Annotated in this window: 13 protein-coding genes; 5 read left to right on the top strand and 8 right to left on the bottom strand. The window is 65.2% G+C overall.

Annotated elements, in window-relative coordinates; translation table 11 throughout:
* Nucleotides 1-142: 142 nt before the first annotated feature.
* From dnaJ to OU994_RS30480, 7 genes are all read right to left on the bottom strand, one after another.
* The gene (gene dnaJ / locus OU994_RS30450; RefSeq protein WP_131143689.1) at nucleotides 143-1267 is read right to left on the bottom strand and encodes a molecular chaperone DnaJ; all 1125 of its coding nucleotides are present in this window, start codon (nucleotides 1265-1267) and stop codon (nucleotides 143-145) included.
* Nucleotides 1268-1505: 238 nt separating this feature from the next.
* The gene (gene dnaK, locus OU994_RS30455; protein WP_281608942.1) at nucleotides 1506-3467 is read right to left on the bottom strand and encodes a molecular chaperone DnaK; all 1962 of its coding nucleotides are present in this window, start codon (nucleotides 3465-3467) and stop codon (nucleotides 1506-1508) included.
* Nucleotides 3468-3548: 81 nt separating this feature from the next.
* Nucleotides 3549-4130 (bottom strand): nucleotide exchange factor GrpE, encoded by a 582-nt coding sequence (grpE, locus tag OU994_RS30460; protein ID WP_131143687.1) that lies wholly within the window; start codon nucleotides 4128-4130, stop codon nucleotides 3549-3551.
* A 268-nt stretch (nucleotides 4131-4398) separates the two neighbouring features.
* Entirely contained in the window at nucleotides 4399-5508 is a 1110-nt protein-coding gene (hemH, locus tag OU994_RS30465) for a ferrochelatase (protein WP_281608943.1), read from the bottom strand.
* A 148-nt stretch (nucleotides 5509-5656) separates the two neighbouring features.
* Nucleotides 5657-7303, bottom strand: coding sequence for a DNA repair protein RecN (recN, locus tag OU994_RS30470; protein WP_281608944.1), 1647 nt, complete (start codon nucleotides 7301-7303; stop codon nucleotides 5657-5659).
* Nucleotides 7304-7326: 23 nt separating this feature from the next.
* Nucleotides 7327-8226 carry an NAD kinase gene (locus OU994_RS30475; protein WP_131143684.1) on the bottom strand — a complete coding sequence of 300 codons (900 nt, stop codon included), beginning with the start codon at nucleotides 8224-8226 and terminating at the stop codon, nucleotides 7327-7329.
* 362 nt (nucleotides 8227-8588) lie between these two features.
* The gene (locus tag OU994_RS30480; protein WP_281608945.1) at nucleotides 8589-9527 is read right to left on the bottom strand and encodes a DUF3667 domain-containing protein; all 939 of its coding nucleotides are present in this window, start codon (nucleotides 9525-9527) and stop codon (nucleotides 8589-8591) included.
* A 134-nt stretch (nucleotides 9528-9661) separates the two neighbouring features.
* Here OU994_RS30480 and OU994_RS30485 point away from each other — a divergent pair, with 134 nt between their 5' ends.
* The 5 genes from OU994_RS30485 to gloA all read left to right on the top strand — a co-directional run bounded on the left by OU994_RS30485 (nucleotide 9662) and on the right by gloA (nucleotide 15857).
* The gene (locus OU994_RS30485; protein ID WP_281608946.1) at nucleotides 9662-9940 is read left to right on the top strand and encodes a hypothetical protein; all 279 of its coding nucleotides are present in this window, start codon (nucleotides 9662-9664) and stop codon (nucleotides 9938-9940) included.
* Between the two features lie 117 nt (nucleotides 9941-10057).
* Complete coding sequence (locus tag OU994_RS30490; protein ID WP_281608947.1) at nucleotides 10058-11362, top strand: sorbosone dehydrogenase family protein; 1305 nt, start codon at nucleotides 10058-10060, stop codon at nucleotides 11360-11362.
* An 81-nt stretch (nucleotides 11363-11443) separates the two neighbouring features.
* A complete protein-coding gene (locus tag OU994_RS30495) occupies nucleotides 11444-14389 on the top strand; it encodes a hypothetical protein (protein ID WP_281608948.1) in 2946 nt (981 codons plus the stop codon).
* 30 nt (nucleotides 14390-14419) lie between these two features.
* Nucleotides 14420-15358: a hypothetical protein gene (locus tag OU994_RS30500; protein ID WP_281608949.1), complete on the top strand. Its 939-nt coding sequence runs from the start codon at nucleotides 14420-14422 to the stop codon at nucleotides 15356-15358.
* Between the two features lie 88 nt (nucleotides 15359-15446).
* Nucleotides 15447-15857 carry a lactoylglutathione lyase gene (gene gloA / locus OU994_RS30505; protein WP_131143679.1) on the top strand — a complete coding sequence of 137 codons (411 nt, stop codon included), beginning with the start codon at nucleotides 15447-15449 and terminating at the stop codon, nucleotides 15855-15857.
* Between the two features lie 263 nt (nucleotides 15858-16120).
* On the opposite strand, the gene OU994_RS30510 is transcribed toward gloA, so the two are convergent.
* Nucleotides 16121-17428 (bottom strand): TolC family outer membrane protein, encoded by a 1308-nt coding sequence (locus OU994_RS30510; protein ID WP_281608950.1) that lies wholly within the window; start codon nucleotides 17426-17428, stop codon nucleotides 16121-16123.
* Nucleotides 17429-17460 lie beyond the last annotated feature (32 nt).

The raw sequence follows: 17460 nt of genomic DNA on the forward strand, positions 1-17460 counted from the left end.
TCGGGGCCTCGAGAAACCGTAATGAGCGACGTCAGACCTGGTTGAGGAACGGAGCTGTACTCAGGTACAGCCGGTCCGCCGCTGCGGAGTACCGGAGACCAGCGGCTGGCGTTGCGCAATAGGTTTATCGAGGTCCTACCAATCATTCGAAGAAGTCTTTTACCTTGTCCATCCAGGTTTTCGACTGCGGGCTGTGCTTCGAGCCGCCCTCGGTGGTGGCGCGTTCGAACTCGCGCAGCAGTTCCTTCTGCTTGTCGGTCAGCTTGACCGGCGTTTCCACGGCCACGTGGCAGAACAGGTCGCCCGGATAGCCGGAGCGCACGCCCTTCACGCCCTTGCCCTTCAGGCGGAAGGTTTTACCGGATTGCGTTCCTTCGGGAACGGTGAACGATACTTTGCCGGACAGCGTGGGCACTTCGATTTCGCCACCCAGGGCCGCCTTGGCGAACGAGATCGGCATTTCGCAGTGCAGGTCGTCGCCTTCGCGCTGGAACACAGCGTGCGCCTTGATGTGGATTTCCACATACAGGTCGCCCGGCGGCCCGCCATTGGTACCCGGTTCGCCGTTGCCGGACGAGCGGATGCGCATGCCGTTGTCGATGCCCGCCGGGATCTTCACTTCCAGCGTCTTGTTGCGCTTGATGCGGCCGGCGCCCGAGCACGTGGGGCACGGTTCCGGGATGATCTTGCCGGTACCGTGGCACTTCGGGCAGGTTTGCTGGATGCTGAAGAAGCCCTGCTGCATGCGCACCTGGCCATGGCCGCCGCACGTGGAGCAGGTGACCGGCGACGTACCCGGCTTGGCGCCCGAGCCGTGGCAGGAGTCGCACTTGTCCCATGCCGGCACGCGGATCGTCGTGTCGAAGCCGTGGGCGGCCTGCTCCAGTGTGATCTCGAGGTTGTAGCGCAGGTCCGCGCCGCGGTAGACCTGGGGTCCGCCGCCGCGCCGGCCGCCACCGCCGCCGAAGATGTCGCCAAAGATGTCGCCGAACGCATCGCCGAAGCCGCCTGCGCCACCGAAGCCGCCACCGCCCATGTTCGGATCCACGCCGGCGTGACCATAGCGGTCATACGCCTCGCGCTTTTCCGGATTGGTCAGCATCTCGTAGGCTTCCTTGACTTCCTTGAACTTCTCTTCCGCCTCTTTGTTGTCCGGGTTGCGGTCCGGGTGGTACTTCATCGCAAGCTTGCGATAAGCCTTCTTGATCTCTTCTTCGGAGGCATTTTTTGCCAGGCCGAGAATCTCGTAAAAATCACGCTTTGCCATATGCAGGCACCTAACTGAACTGAATAGAAGGGGGACTGTATCAGGCGGCCGGGGTTACCGCCACCTGACGCCACCGCCCAGTGACCACTGCGACGTTGGCGTTGCGAAACAACCTCAAAACCCTGCCGATTATGCAAAAACGCCGAGCGGGCCACCGTACTACGGCCGCTCCGCTCGGCGGAGCCGGGAACGCCGTCGTCAGGCGTGTTCCCGGCCGGTCTTGACGGCTCGCGCCGGCTTACTTGTTGTCTTTGACTTCTTTGAAGTCGGCGTCGACAACGTCATCCTGCTGCGCGCGGTTGTCCGCGCCGCCGCCCTGCTGGCCGCCCGGAGCCTGCTGGCCCGCGTCCGCACCGCCGGCTGCTGCCTGCTGCGCCTGCATGTCGGCGTACATCTTCTCGCCCAGCTTCTGCGCGGCTTCGGTCAGCGCAGCCACCTTGGAGTCGATGGTCGCCTTGTCGCCGGACTTGATCTCGCCTTCCAGGTCGGTGATGGCCGCTTCGATCTTGGCCTTCTCGTCGGCACCCAGCTTGTCGCCGTATTCGGTCAGCGACTTCTTGGTGGAGTGCACCAGCGCGTCGGCCTGGTTGCGCGACTCGGCCAGTTCCTTCACTTTCTTGTCTTCTTCGGCATTCAGCTCGGCGTCCTTCACCATCTTCTGGATTTCCTCTTCCGACAGACCGGAGTTGGCCTTGATGGTGATCTTGTTTTCCTTGCCGGTGGCCTTGTCTTTCGCGCCCACGTGCAGGATGCCGTTGGCGTCGATGTCGAAGGTCACTTCGATCTGCGGCGTGCCGCGCGATGCCGGCGGGATGCCTTCCAGGTTGAACTCGCCCAGCGCCTTGTTGCCGGCGGCGATTTCACGCTCGCCCTGGTAGACCTTGATGGTCACCGCAGGCTGGTTGTCGTCGGCCGTCGAGAACACTTGCGAGAACTTGGTCGGGATCGTGGTGTTCTTGTGGATCATCTTCGTCATCACGCCGCCCAGCGTTTCGATACCCAGCGACAGCGGGGTCACGTCCAGCAGCAGCAGGTCCTTGCGGTCGCCCGACAGCACGGCGCCCTGGATCGCGGCACCCACGGCCACGGCTTCATCCGGGTTGACGTCCTTGCGCGGATCCTTGCCGAAGAACTCCTTCACTTTTTCCTGCACCTTCGGCATGCGGGTCATGCCGCCGACCAGGATGATGTCGTCGATGTCGGAGACCTTCACGCCGGCATCCTTGATGGCGGTGCGGCACGGCTCGATCGTCGCGGCGATCAGTTCCTCGACCAGCGATTCCAGCTTGGCGCGGGTGATCTTCAGGTTCAGGTGGACCGGCGCGCCGTTCGCCATGGCGATGTACGGCTCGTTGATCTCGGTCTGCTGCGACGACGACAGTTCGATCTTCGCGCGCTCGGCCGAAGCCTTGATGCGCTGCAGGGCGATCGGGTCCTTCTTCAGGTCCAGGCCGTTGATCTTCTTGAATTCTTCGATGATGTAGTCGATCACGCGCTGGTCGAAGTCTTCGCCGCCCAGGAACGTGTCGCCGTTGGTCGACAGCACTTCGAACTGCTTCTCGCCATCCACGTCGGCGATCTCGATGATCGACACGTCGAACGTGCCGCCGCCCAGGTCATACACGGCGATCTTGCGGTCGCCCTTGTCGGTCTTGTCCAGGCCGAACGCCAGCGCGGCCGCGGTCGGCTCGTTGATGATGCGCTTCACGTCCAGGCCGGCGATGCGGCCGGCATCCTTGGTGGCCTGGCGCTGCGAGTCGTTGAAGTAGGCCGGCACGGTGATCACGGCTTCGGTGACTTCCTCGCCCAGGTAATCCTCGGCGGTCTTCTTCATCTTGCGCAGCACTTCGGCGGAGATCTGCGGCGGCGCCAGTTTCTTGTCGCGCACGCTGATCCAGGCATCGCCGTTGTCGGCCTTGTTGATCGAGTAAGGCATCAGGCCGATGTCCTTCTGCACTTCCTTCTCGTCGAACTTGCGGCCGATCAGGCGCTTCACGGCGAACAGCGTGTTCTTCGGGTTGGTGACCGCCTGGCGCTTGGCCGGCGCACCGACCAGGATCTCGCCATCTTCCTGGTAAGCGATGATGGAAGGCGTCGTACGCGCGCCTTCGGCGTTCTCGATGACCTTCGGCTGGCCATTTTCCATGATGGCGACGCAGGAGTTGGTGGTGCCCAGGTCGATACCGATCATTTTGCCCATGGTTTGTTCTTCCTCGTAACGGATTAGTTTCTGAATAAGTCTTATATGCGGAAAAGCTTCTTACTTTTCAAGTGCTTGCGATCACTTCGGCTGGGCAGCCGTGACGATGGCGGGACGCAGCAGGCGATCCGCGATCGTGTAACCCTTTTGCAGTACAGCAACGACGGTATTGGCTTCCTGCTCGGCGGGCACCATGGCGACGGCCTGGTGGCGGTTCGGGTCCAGCTTGTCGCCCGCGGCAGGCACGACTTCGAGCAGCTTGTTGCGTTCAAACGCGGAGGTCAGCTGCTTCAGCGTCATTTCCACGCCCTCCTTCAGCGACTCGACGGATGGCGTTTCCACTTTCAGCGCCATTTCCAGGCTGTCCTTCACCGGCAGCAGTGCCTCGGCAAAGCTCTCCACGGCGAACTTGTGGGCCTTGGCCACGTCTTCCTGGGCGCGGCGGCGGATATTGTCGGCTTCGGCCTTGGCGCGCATGAAGGCGTCGTGCATTTCGGCCAGCTTGGCTTCCGTGGCGGACAGCTGCTCTTCCAGGCTAGGATTGGCTGCGGACTCGGAAGGAGCCTGCTGCTGCGAAGGCTGCTGCGGAGCCTGTTGCTGCGCCTGGGCTGCCTGCTGCACGTCCTCGGGATTCTGGCTGGCCTGGTTTTCCTGGTCTTGCATCGTTTGACTCCTGAAATCGTGTTTGTTTGACATTGCTCTTGCTGCACTGGCCGAATCTGGGGCTATTCCCATGTCATTTCAAGGGGAATTCTGCACCGGGCGCGCGGCACTGTTCGGACAGCGCTTGACAAGAAGCCGGCAAATCATGGCCGGACAAGCCGGCCAGCCTGTTATTTTAACAGGCTGGCACTCCTCGTCCGCAAGTGCTAACAACGTGCGGGAACCGCAATGTTGCGCGATTGCAGCTGACGACGGACCGCTCGGAAAATTATTCGCCGGCGCCCAGGGCGATGGCGCGGTCGCGGCCGATGGCGGCATCGTGCTGGCGCATGGCGCGCTGCGATGGCGACACCATGGCCGGCCAGCCGATCATGTGCTGCTCGGCAACCTGGGCCAGTGCGGCGATCCAGGCCGGGCTTTCGTTCAGGCAGGGGATGTAGTGGAATTCCTTGCCGCCGGCGCTAAGGAAGTCATGGCGCACTTCCATGGCGATTTCTTCCAGGGTTTCCAGGCAGTCGCTGGTGAAGCCAGGGCAGATCACGTCGATGCTGCGCACGCCTTCGCGGGCCAGCTTCTGCACCGTGGGCGCGGTGTACGGCTGCAGCCATTCGGCCTTGCCGAAGCGGGACTGGAAAGTAACGATGTAGTCGTCTTCGCGCAATTTCAGCGCGGCGGCCAGCAGGCGCGCCGTCTTGTGGCATTCGCAGTGATACGGGTCGCCCAGCATCAGTGTGCGCTTGGGCACGCCGTGGAAACTCATCACCAGCTTTTCCGCCCGGCCATGGTGTTCCCAGTGCGACAGCACGTTCTGGCGCAGCGCCTCGATATAGGCTTCGTGGTCGTGGTAGTTCTTCACCAGCCGCAGTTCGGGGATATTGCGGATCTTCCGGTAGTGCTTGAACACGGCATCCCAGATCGAACCGGTGGTGGTGCCGGAATACTGCGGGTAGGCGGGCAGCACCACGATGCGGTCGCAGCCATCGGCCTTCAGCCGGGCCAGCACGTCCGGCAGCGCCGGTGTGCCATAGCGCATCGCCATCGCCACCGTCACATCCTGGTGCCCGCGGGCCTGCAGCGCCTCGTGCAGCAGCATCGCCTGGTTTTGCGTGTGGATGCGCAGCGGCGAGCCGTCTTCCGTCCAGATCGACGCGTATTTCTTGGCCGACTGGCCGGAACGGAACGGCAGGATCACGCCGTGCAGGATGAACCACCAGAGCGCCCTGGGAATCTCGACCACGCGCGGATCGGATAAAAACTGCTTCAGGTAACGGCGCACCGCGCCCCGCGTGGGCGCATCGGGCGTGCCGAGGTTGACCAGCACGACCGCGCTGCCGCTGACGGTACCGTGCTGGTGGGGAGGTTCTTTCGCGAAAGCCATGGAATCGTTCTATCAATCAGGGTAGACCCCGATTATATGCGGCCCGCCGCGCCGCCGCTGCCGGCCGCGTGCCGATACTGCCGGGCTCGCGCCCGAAAGAAGAGCGGTCCCATGGCGGGCACCAGCCGGGCGGCCGTGGCCGAAACGATCAGGAGGCCAGCAACTCGCGGGCGTGCTTGCGCGTGGTGGCGGTAATCTCGAGGCCACCCAGCATGCGGGCGACTTCCTCGACGCGGGCCTTGGCATCGAGCACTTCGATGCGCGAAGCGGTCTTGCCGTTGGCCAGCGTGCTTTTCGCCACCTGGAAGTGGCTGTTGCCCTGGCTGGCCACCTGCGGCAGGTGGGTCACGCACAGTACCTGCCGCTCCTGGCCCAGGCGCTTCAGCAGCCGACCCACCACTTCGGCGACACCGCCGCCGATGCCGCTGTCGACCTCGTCGAAGATCAGCGTGGGCACGGTGGTCGCGTTCGATGTGATGACCGAAATGGCGAGCGAGATACGCGCCAGTTCGCCGCCGGACGCCACCTTGGCCAGCGGCCGTGGCGCCACGCCGGCGTGGCCGGCGACCAGGAACTCCACCTGTTCGAGGCCCTTGGCCGACGGTTCGCACGGATGCAGTGCCACCTCGAAGCGCCCGCCTGTCATGTTCAGGTCCTGCATCGCCCGGGTGACCGCATCGCTCAAGGCCCGCGCCGCGGTGGCCCGCGTGGCGGACAGCTTGCGGGCCACCGCCAGGTACTCTTCCTTCAGCTTCGCTTCCTGCTTGCGCAAGCCTTCGATGTCGGTGGCATCGGCCAGCTGGTTCAGCTGCGCGGCCAGGCGGGCGTGTTCGGCCGGCAGGTCATCGGGGTCGACGCGGAACTTGCGGGCCGAGGAATGCAGCGCTTCCATCCGCGCATCCACTTCGCGCAGGCGATCCGGGTCCAGCTCAACCTTGTCGAGGTAGGTGTTCAGCGCATAGGCCGATTCCTGCAGCTGGATGCGGGCCGATTCGATCAGGTCGACGATCGGCTGCATTTCGGCATCCACGGACACCAGCTTGGCCAGCTTCTGGTTCAGCGACGACAGTTGCGACACGATCGGCTGCTCGTCCGACTCGGAAATGGCGGCGAGCGCTTCCTGCGCGCCTTCGAGCAGGCTGGCCGCGTGCGACAGCCGGCTGTGCTCGTTGCCGATCTCGGCCCATTCGCCCGGCTTCGGCGCCAGCTTGTCCAGTTCGCCGACCTGCCATTCCAGGCGCTCGCGTTCGAGCAGGACGTTGGCGGCGTTGGTTTCGAATTCCTCCAGCTGTTTCGCCAGCGCGCGCCAGGCCTTGTAGGCGATGGCCACTTCCTTGCCGTTCGCGCTGGCCTGGCTGTCGAGCAGTTCGCGCTGCGCATCCGTCTTGAGCAGCGACTGGTGGGCATGCTGGCCGTGGATATCCACCAGCAGGTCGCCCAGCTCGCGCAGCTGGGCCGCCGTGGCGGCGATGCCGTTGATGTAGGCCTTCGAGCGGCCGGCGTTGTCGATCACGCGGCGCAGCAGCGCGCCGCCATCCTCGGAGGCGCACTCGTTCGCTTCCAGCCATTGCCGCGCCGCGTCGGTGAGGGCGAAATCGGCCGTGATGTCGGCCTTGGCCGCGCCTTCGCGCACCACGCTCGCATCGCCCCGCCCGCCCAGCGCGAGGGTAAGCGCATCGATCAGGATCGACTTGCCGGCGCCTGTTTCGCCCGTGAACACCGTGAAGCCGGCGGAAAATTCCAGTTCGATGGAATCGACAATGACGAAATCGCGGATGGACAATGTACGCAGCATAGGTCTCGCAGAAGGCCTTCTTGTTAGATTTTTCCGTCCGTGGACGGGTACTCGTTCCAGTGCAGTTTTTCGCGCAGCGTGTTGTAGTAGCTCCAGCCTTCCGGATGCAGGAAGGTGATCGCGTGCGGCGAACGGCGGATGTGGATGCGGTCTTGCGGCATCAGGCTGGCGAACGTCTGCATGTCGAAGTTCACGGTGATGTCGCGCCCGCGGTTGATCTCGATGACGATCTCGCTGGAATCGGGCAGCACGATCGGGCGGTTCGACAGCGCGTGCGGCGCGATCGGCACCAGCACGATGCCGCCCAGCGTGGGGTGCAGCAGCGGCCCGCCGGCCGACAGCGCGTAGGCGGTGGAGCCGGTGGGGGTGGAAACGATCAGGCCGTCCGAACGCTGGTTGTACATGAAGTGATCGTCGACATCGACGCGCAGTTCCACCATGCCGGACCCGGCGCCGCGCGCCACCACCACGTCGTTGACGGCCAGGCCGACATGGATCGCCTTGCCGTCGCGCAGCACGCGCCCTTCCAGCAGGGTGCGGCGCTCGGCCTTGTGCGTGCCGGCCAGGATGCGGCCCAGCACGGGCAGCATGCCTTCCAGCGGGATATCGGTCATGAAGCCGAGCCGGCCCTGGTTGATGCCGATCAGCGGCACCTCGAACGGCGCCAGCTGGCGGGCGATGCCCAGCATGGTGCCGTCGCCGCCCATCACGATCGCGCAATCGCATTTTTCGCCGATGCCCTGCGCGCTCATCGCGGGGATCTCGGGCATGTTCAGGTGGGCGGCCGTATCCGTTTCAAACACGACGCTGAAGCCGCCGTCGCGCAGGAAAGCGAGAACATCGCGCACGGAATCTTCGATGCCGGCCGTGTTGGGCCGGACGACCAGCGCGATCGTGTTGTACATGGCAGGGGTGGCGGGCATAAGGAGCTCTTCGATGGGGCAGACGGTGGGCCAGGTTCATGCACCCGCGGATTGCATCAGTGAAAGCAGCAGTGAAAGCATCAGTGGAAGCATCACTGCAAGCATCACTGCAAACATCACAGGACACATCGCAGACGCGTCACAAGATACCTCACAGAGGCAAACCGCGCGGCACGGCGAAGGGTAACCCATTTCAATGCCGTTTCGCCATGCAAGCCACGCTATGCAACCAAGTGCGATCGTTTTTACGATCTTTTTTACGATCGTTTTCCTGATCGCTTCACCATCTCTCCGCAAACAAAGTACGCTCACGATTACTGTACGTTTAACCAGTATAAGCTGCGCTGATCACTTGTGCAAGATCAGGGCGCCATGGCCACGCCGAGGAACGCCGCTGCCACGATCGCCACCACCACCGACAGCAGGTGCAGCGCCATCAGCACCGCCCAGCGCCACGCGGTGCCGAACAGGCCCTTGCGGTAGACACGCTGCATGGCCCACGGCAGGTAGCCGATCAGCCAGCAGAACAGCACGAACTTGATGAACCCGTCCGGCATCGGCAGGAAGATGGAAAATACCGCGAAGGCGAACGCGTTGGCATGCAGCGCGAACAGCAGGTGTTCGCCATAACGCCGGCCGGTGCCCAGGTACAGCCCCTTGAGGTACAGCGCGAACACCGGCATCAGGAAGAACATCGCGTACGGCGCGTAACGGAAGAAGCCGTCCTTCAGCAGGCGCGCCTTGTCCTGCGGGCCGAGGGCATCGAAGCGGTCGACCGTGCGCCGCACGGCGGGTGCCCAGCGGTCCACGTCCGGCGCCAGCGCGTCGCCCAGCCGGATCGGCGCGTCGTCTTCCACGGCTTGCACCGCCTTGCCTGGCCCGGCGCTGGCGGTGGCCGCGGCTGGTGCCGACGGCTCCATTTCACTGTAGATGTTTGCGTTCGAAAATTTGACCAGCGCGAAGAACAGGATCGACAGCGTCAGGTAAACCCGCAGCGGTTCCACGTAGCGCCGGCGCCGCCCTGCCAGGTATTCGTTCGTCAGCCCGCCGGGCTGGAACAGCAGCCGCATGAAGGTACCCCACAGCTTGCCTTCCAGCGCCACGTAATGGGTGATGAATTCGTGGGCGAACTCGGCAAGGCTCGGCATGTGCAGCCGCGTTTCCTGCCCACAGTGGGCGCAGTAATTGCCGGACACGGCGGTGCCGCAGTTGCGGCAGTCGGCGGGCACCGCATGGTGATCGGGTGCGTGGTTCGGAACAGGTTTCAAACGATGGCTTTCGGTGGCGATCCAGCCCTCCATGCTAACGATTCCATGCCGGAATTGCACCGGATATGCACTACGGCAATGGCATTCCTGCAACAGTCCAAGCGGGCGACCGTGATTGAAGGTAACCGATAAGATGAGATTCAGTTAAGAAATTGGAGAATGGCATCATGAACGACTCGAGGGAACCGAATACGAAGGACCGCCAGGTCAACACCAACGTGCACATCGAAGACGATGCCGGCAAGCGCCTGCCGCACGAGCGCGACCAGTCGCCCGAGGGGGCGCAGCACCAGAAGGAACGCACGCGCATCGAGCAGGCCGGGCGCGACATCGATGCCGGCCTGGTCGACACCGACGAGTACGGGCGCGACGCCGGCATCCAGAAACCGGCCCCGGCCGGCGAATCGGCCGAAGCGGACCCGCTGCCGGTGATCAAGCGCGATTGAGCAGGAAGCACCGAGCACGAACCACTGAGCACGAACCACTGACCAGGCGGCCGGGCCAGCGCGATTGAGCGGGCCCGGCTGATGTACCCCACAACCGTCCACAAGCGATAACACGTCATGAAACCGATCCTCGTCCTCGGCGCCTTGCTGGCCAGCGGTGCCGCGCTGGCCCAGAACGCCCAATACCCGGCCGGCTGGGGCCCCAATCCCCAGTTGCCGGCACCGGAAAAATCGCTGATCCCGACCGTGAACGTGGCGCCCACCGATGTGTGGCGGGAAAACGAAAAACCGGTCGCCGCGGCCGGCTTCACGGTCACGGCCTACGCGCGCAACCTGGACCATCCGCGCTGGCTCTACGTGCTGCCCAACGGCGACGTGCTGGTGGCCGAGACCAATGCGCCGCCGAAGCCCGAGGACAGCAAGGGCGTCAAGGGCGCGATCATGAAGCACATGCAGAAGAAGGCCGGCGCCGTCACGCCGTCGGCCAACCGCATCACGCTGCTGCGCGGCGTGGATGCGAACGGCGCGGCGCAGCAGCGCCACGTCTTCCTGAAGAACCTGAGCTCGCCGTTCGGCATGGTCCTGGTGGGCAAGGATTTCTATGTGGCGAACTCGGATGCCGTGGTGCGCTTCCCCTATGAGGAAGGGAAGACGGCGATCGCGGCGACGGGCGCAAAGGTGATGAGCCTGCCAGCCGGCCCGCTGAACCACCACTGGACGAAGAACATCACCGCCAGCCCGGATGGCAAGTTCCTGTACATGACGGTGGGCTCCAATTCAAACGTCGCCGAAAACGGCATGGACAAGGAAGAAGGCCGCGCCGCGATCTGGCAGCTGGAGCGCGCCACCGGCAAGTCGCGCCTGTTCGCCACGGGCTTGCGCAACCCGAACGGCATGGCCTGGGAACCGAAGACGAAAACGCTGTGGACCGTCGTCAACGAACGCGACGAACTGGGCAACGACCTGGTGCCGGACTACCTGACCTCGGTGCAGGATGGCGGCTTCTACGGCTGGCCCTACAGCTGGTTCGGCCAGCATGTGGACACCCGCGTCAAGGAACAGCGACCGGACCTCGTGGCGAAGGCGATCGTGCCGGATTACGCGCTGGGCGGCCATACGGCTTCGCTGGGCCTGGAATTCTATGAAGGCAAGCTGTTCCCGGCCAGCTACCACGGCGGCGCCTTCATCGGCCAGCACGGCTCGTGGAACCGCAAGCCGCACAGCGGCTACAAGGTGGTGTTCGTACCATTCGCGGACGGCAAGCCGTCCGGCCCGCCGCAGGATATCCTCACCGGCTTCCTCAGCAAGGAAGAACGCGCCAAGGGCCGCCCGGTCGGCGTGGCGGTGGCCAAGGATGGCGCGCTGCTGGTCGCGGACGACGTGGGCAACACCATCTGGCGCGTGGTGCCGGCCGCCAAGTAACCCAGTCCCTGCGGCGCGGCAGCCTGTTTCGCTGCCGCTGTTTGCGCTATATTCTTGCTTTTTTAACAAAGCAGGGATGTGATGAACAAACTGATGCGTGCCATTGCGCTGGCCTTGTCGGCCAGCGCTGGCGCCAATGCGGCCGAACCGTGCGAGGCGCTGGCCAAGCACATCGCGTGGGCTCCCCAGGCAAAAGGCAAGGAAGCCTCATCGGCGCAGGCACGCAGCCTGTTCGATGCCGCCAACGCGGGCGACGAAGCCGCGTTCCAGTCGCTGCTGGCCGCGGTTCCCTCCCCGAACGACTACGTGATCGATGGCGACAAGCTGCTGCACCGCTTGCTGAGTCCAGCCCGCACCCTGCGCGAGAACGAAGCGCGCTGGCGCAACCAACATCGCGACGGCAAGGATCCCGCGCACTGGGCCGAGCAGCAGCGCAAGCATGCCGCGCTGTATGCGGCCAAGTCGCGGATGCTGGCGTTGGCGCTGCGTGCCGGCGCCGCCGCGAACGAAGCTGGCCGGGATGGCCTGGCGCCGCTGCACCTTGCCGCCCTGTACGGCAACGCCGACATGGCGCGGCAGCTGGTGGCCGCCGGCGCGGACGTGCGCCAGGTTTCCCGGTCGGACAGCCACGAACCGCTCGAGGTCGCGCTGCAGCAGGACCAGGCAGGCGAACTCGATGGCATCGTCACCGCGGACGAGCGCACGGCAACGTTGCTGGTGCTGCTCGATGCCGGCGCCCCGTTGCCGGGGCAGCGGGTGGGCAAGCTGACCGATTGCCAGCTGAAACAGCGCGGCGAAGCACGCGCTTCCGATAAGCGCCCCGACGCCGATTTCCGGATATGGAATGACTTGCTGGCGCTGACCCGCGGCCGCGCCGTGCTGGACCGGATTGCCGCGCTCGGCACGCGCCCCTATGCCGAAGGCGCCGACACCCTGTTCGCGTTTGCGGCATGGGCCGGCAATGCAGGTGGCGTGTCGTGGCTGAAAGAGAACCTGCCGCGCACCGGCAAGGAGGGCAACGATGCCTGGGCCGAGGGTGCGATGTGGGCGCTGGCGGCGCTCAGGACCGCGCCCCAGGGAACGATGGATGGCGTGCTGGATGCGCTGCTGGTCGAGGGCCTGCCGTGGGAGCAGCACGGGCCTGGCGACGCGCGTTCCTACGGAAGCAGGCAGCGCCATCAGCCCTACACGCCAATCCAGGGCAGGACGCTGCTGGAACATGCGGCCCTGTCCGGCCACACCGACATCGTGCGCCGCCTCGTGAAGCTGGGCGCGCCGGTCGATTCCGGCGCGGGAGCGTTGCGCCAGCTGGTGATGTGGGGTGAGGTGCCGATGCTGCGTACCCTGCTGGAGCTGGGTGCGTCGCCGCTCGGCGACAATGCCGAAGCGCTGCGGCTGGCCATTACTCCGGAGAAATGGCCATACACCGAAGGCTTGCTGGCCGAACGTCCTGTCACGCCGCAGCAGCGTACCGAGATGCTCCGCCTGATGCTGGATACGCTGCACCAGCGCAAGCTGGCCTTGCCGAAGGAAACGCGATTGCTGGACGAGGCGTTGCGGCACGCCGCCAGCGCGGACGGCGCCCGCCTCGCTCGCCTGGTACTGGATGCCGGTGCGACGCCGGACAACCTGGCATTCGACAGTGTGCGCAATGCCCTGCTCTCGCCGGACAAGGTGCTGTTCGGCGAGCTGCTCAGGCGTGGCTTCCTGCGTGCCCGCCCGGACAGCGATGACGAGGCAAGCAAGGAAAAAAGCGCCGTACTGCGCGAGGCCATCCTCGCAGGCCGCGTGGACGTGGTTCCCGCACTGCTGGCGCTGCGGCCCGACCTGGCATGGCGCGGCGAGGACGGCCTGAGCGCAGTGGATGCCGCGCTCAGGCAAGGCGACGTCGCCACCGTCGAAGCGCTGCTGGCTGCCGGAAGCGCCCTGGATGGCGCCTCGCTGGATCACGCGCTGGTCTCCGGCAATGACGGCATGGTGCGCCTGGTTGCTGCCCGCACGGGAAAAAGCGTCGCCGCCACCTGCGTTGCGGATACGGCGACGCTGGCGCGGATCGTGCGCACGGCGGGCGATGGCTGGTGGTCGGCGCTGCGGCAGCAAGGATTTGGCGCAGCGCACTGCCAGGACATGGCGCCCCGCCTGATCGGCATGCTCGCGCAGGATACGGTATCGATGCAGTTCGCCGGCTGGCTGGGTGAGCGGCTGACGAAGCGCCTGGCCGAGCTGCGCACCGGCCAACCCGGCGCCGCGCTCGATCCGCCAACGGCCGAACTGTTGCGCGAGCCCCGCAACGCCTTGCTGGCGAAGGTGCTGCGCGACGCGGGCTGGACCATGCCCGTCCTGCCCCAGGCATCGCCGGAGACGCGCAGCGCCGCGCAACGTGCCGCCGACAAGAAACTGCAAGCGGCACTGCCGGGCGACTACGAGCTGTCGGGACGTGAAATCGCCGGTGGCATCCGGCTGCGCCGCGATGGCACGTTCGAGTACGGCCTGGTGTACGGCGGGGTCGACGAACAGTTGCGGGGGCGCTGGCGGGTGTCGGGTGGCAAGCTGCACCTGGCCAATGCGCCTGTTAACGGGAAGGCCATGACCTACACGCTGGCGGACACGGACGCGGAAGCGGCCACGGCGCCACCGCCGCAGGGACAGCTCGCCGTCGACGTGCATTTCCACGACCGCGCCGTGCCGCTGATGCAGGTCACCGCCCTCGGCGACGCCCCCGCGTTCCAGTATGGCTTTACCGGCGCCAGGAAAACGCGTTCCGCCGATCGCAACAGCTGGCGGGCCGACTGGACCGGGCCTGTACGGCACATCGTGCTGGCGCATGCGGAAATCGACAATGGCCGGCCGTATGTGTTCGACGTCCCGCCGGCGATGGCGCAGCGCACGCGCTTCGTATTCCGGATGCCGGACGCCATACCCAACGCCACGTTCGACCAGGCACTGATCATCAAGGGCGATACGCTCGTGTGGCCGCGCGACGACGGTAACTTCCCATTCAAGCGCAAGCGGCAGGCCCGCGACTGAACCGCCATGCTCCTTCCAACATCAACTGCAATGAAACGATCCCTGATTGCCGCGCTGGCCGCGCTGCTGGCCGCCTGCTCCCGGGAAGAAGCCCCGGCGGCGGCCGCGCAGGCCGCCGCGAAACCTGCCACCACGACGCCAGCGGCACCCACCGCCCGGCCTTCCGGCAAGGCAGGGCTGCACGCGCAACTGATGCACGCCGTTTTTGGCGACGCGTACCGTCCCGGGCGCGGCGACGCGCTGGCGGATTTGCCGGACGAGCAATCGGCCGGCGCGGTCTTTGCCGCCGTCCAGACGGCCGCGGACTCGCTGCGCCTGCCTTCCGGCGACACCGTGCTGGTGGTGGCCGGAGAGCAGGCGGACGACAATGGCGAACCGGCCTCGTCGCACGCAGCGTCGGGCCATCTGAGCTTTTACCTGCTGCGCCCGGACAACGGTGGATGGAAGGTGCTGCGGCGCCAGGAAAACGTGGCACAGCTGGGCTCCCACGGCAGCGTCGGCATGCTGAGCTGGGTCACGCTGCCGGACGGACGGCCGCTGCTGGCCGCGCAGCATGGCGGCACGTGGCAGGGCTATTCGATCACCACGTTGTCGCTGTTCGATCCGGCTGCGGAAAAGATCGCCGACCTCGCCGGCATCGCCCTGCACTCGGACAGCGAAGGCGGCTGCAATCCCGAAGGCGGCCACTGCTGGAACGTCGAGGCCGAATGGCATTTCGAGCCGGCGCCAGCGGGCGGCAAGTATCCCGACCTCGTGCTCGACTTCAAAGGCTACGACATGCCGGAGCGCGAAGGGGCACAGGAATCAGCGGAAGAAGTGCAGGCCTCCGGTGACGGCCAGCATGAAGCCGGGGAGGAGACGCACGAAGCCGCGCGCGAGCGCCGCGCCATCGCCGGCAGTGCGCGGTACCGTTTCGAGCACGACAAATACCAGCTGAAGGAAGGCGCCAACCTGGTGCCGAGCGTGTAGTCCGTGGCCAGCCGATCCCGGCTGGCGCGCAGCGTCGTGACCTGAAAACGCATACAATCACTGCTTTGGTTTTACGGAAAGAACTAGCATGCGCATCCTGCACACCATGCTGCGGGTCGGTGACCTGCAGCGCTCCATCGATTTCTACACCAAGGTGCTCGGCATGAAACTGCTGCGCACCAGCGACAATCCCGAGTACAAGTACACGCTGGCCTTCGTCGGCTATGGCAACAACCCGGACCACGCGGAACTGGAGCTGACGTACAACTACGGCGTCGACAGCTATGACCTGGGCAATGCCTATGGCCATATCGCGATCTCCACCGAGAACATCGTCGAAGCCTGCAATGCCGCAAAGGCCAGCGGCGGCAACGTGACGCGCGAACCGGGCCCCGTGAAGGGCGGCACCACCGTGATCGCGTTCATCACCGACCCGGATGGCTACAAGGTCGAACTGATCGAACGCTCCTTCGATGCCGAAGGCGGCGGACTGCGCTAGGAACCTGCCCGCGCAATGAAAAACGCCGGCCGTGCAATGCACTGGCCGGCGTTTTTTCGTTGGCGCTGGAGAACCGGTGTCTGATACTGACGCCGTTAAGTCAAGCCCACCCCTAGGGCAAATTCCGGGGTCAGACCCGGCGGGTCTGACCCCAGCCCTTCGCCGTTGGGGTACATGCATGCGCTTTCATGTGTCAGTTAATGCTTAACTTAGCGGCATTAATGTCTGACACCGGTGTTCGCCTGCCAACCGTTACCGCCCCATCAACCCGCCAGCAGCGCGTTGATCGGCTCCAGATCTTCCGGCTTCAGCGTGCCCGCCGCCGCCTTCAGCCGCAGGCCGTTCATGATCGTGTCGTAGCGCGCTTTCGACAGGTCGCGCTGGGTGGAGTACAGCTGGCGCTGCGCATTCAGCACGTCGATATTGATCCGCACGCCCACCTGGTAACCCAGCTTGTTCGATTCCAGCGCCGACTGGCTCGATACTTCCGCCGCCTGCAGCGCCCTCACCTGCGCCAGGCCGCTGTTCACGCCCAGGAAAGCCTGCCGGGCGTTCTGCGCGGCGGCGCGCCGGTTCGCTTCCAGGTCGTTCCGCGCGCGCTCTTCCAGCGCGATGGTTTCGCGCACCTTGCTGGTGACGGCAAAGCCGTTGAAGATCGGCACCGTCCACGTCACGCCCACCGAATTGCCGCGGGTGACGCCCTGCACGGGTGCGCTGTTGCGGTTCACGTTCGCCGTCAGGTCCACGGTCGGCAGGTGGCCGGCGCGGTTGCGGGAAATCTCGCGCTTGGCGATTTCCACGTTCAGGCGCTGTGCCGCCACGTTGAAGTTGTCGGCCTCGGCGGCCGAGATCCATGGCTCGATATTGGCCGGCTGCGGCGGCGCGATCGTCACGCCGGCGCGCAGCGTCGACAGGGTTGCCGGCGCGGTGCCGATGATCTGCTGCAGCGCGGAGCGCGCCACTTCCAGCGCGTTGATGGCGGCGAATTCCTGTGCCACCACCAGGTCATACGCGGCCTGCGCTTCGTGCGTGTCGGTGATCGTTTGCGTGCCCACCTCGAAGTTGCGCTTGGCCGATGCCAGCTGCTCGGTGGTGGCGGACTTCTGCGCCTGGGTCGAAGCCAGGTTGTCCTGCGCGGTCAGCACGTCGAAATACGCCTGGGCCACGCGCAGTATCAGGTCCTGCTGCGCCTGGGCGAACTGCACTTCGGCGACCGCCTGCGACAGCTTGCTCTGCTCGTACGACTGCCAGGCGCCATAGTCGAACAGCGGCTGCGACAGCGACAGCGTGTAGAGATTCACGTGCGAATCGGCATCGCGCTTGATGCCGCCCGGCGGCGTCACGGTGTCGTACTGGCGCGAATGATTTCCCTGCAATCCCACCACCGGCAACAACTGGGAACGCCCCTGCGTGATCCGCTCCTGGCCAGCCGTCAGCGTATTCCGCGCGACGGCGTACGTGGCGTCGTTCGCCAGCGCCTGCTGGTAGACTTGGATAAGATCGGCCGCCTGTGCCTGTCCGGTAAGCGTCAATGCGCTGGCGATCAGTACGGCGATAAGGGGTCTCTGCATTACATTCTCCGCGTAAGGTCGAGTAATAAACC

Source organism: Pseudoduganella sp. SL102, assembly GCF_027856995.1.
Lineage (GTDB): Bacteria > Pseudomonadota > Gammaproteobacteria > Burkholderiales > Burkholderiaceae_D > Rugamonas > Rugamonas albidiflava.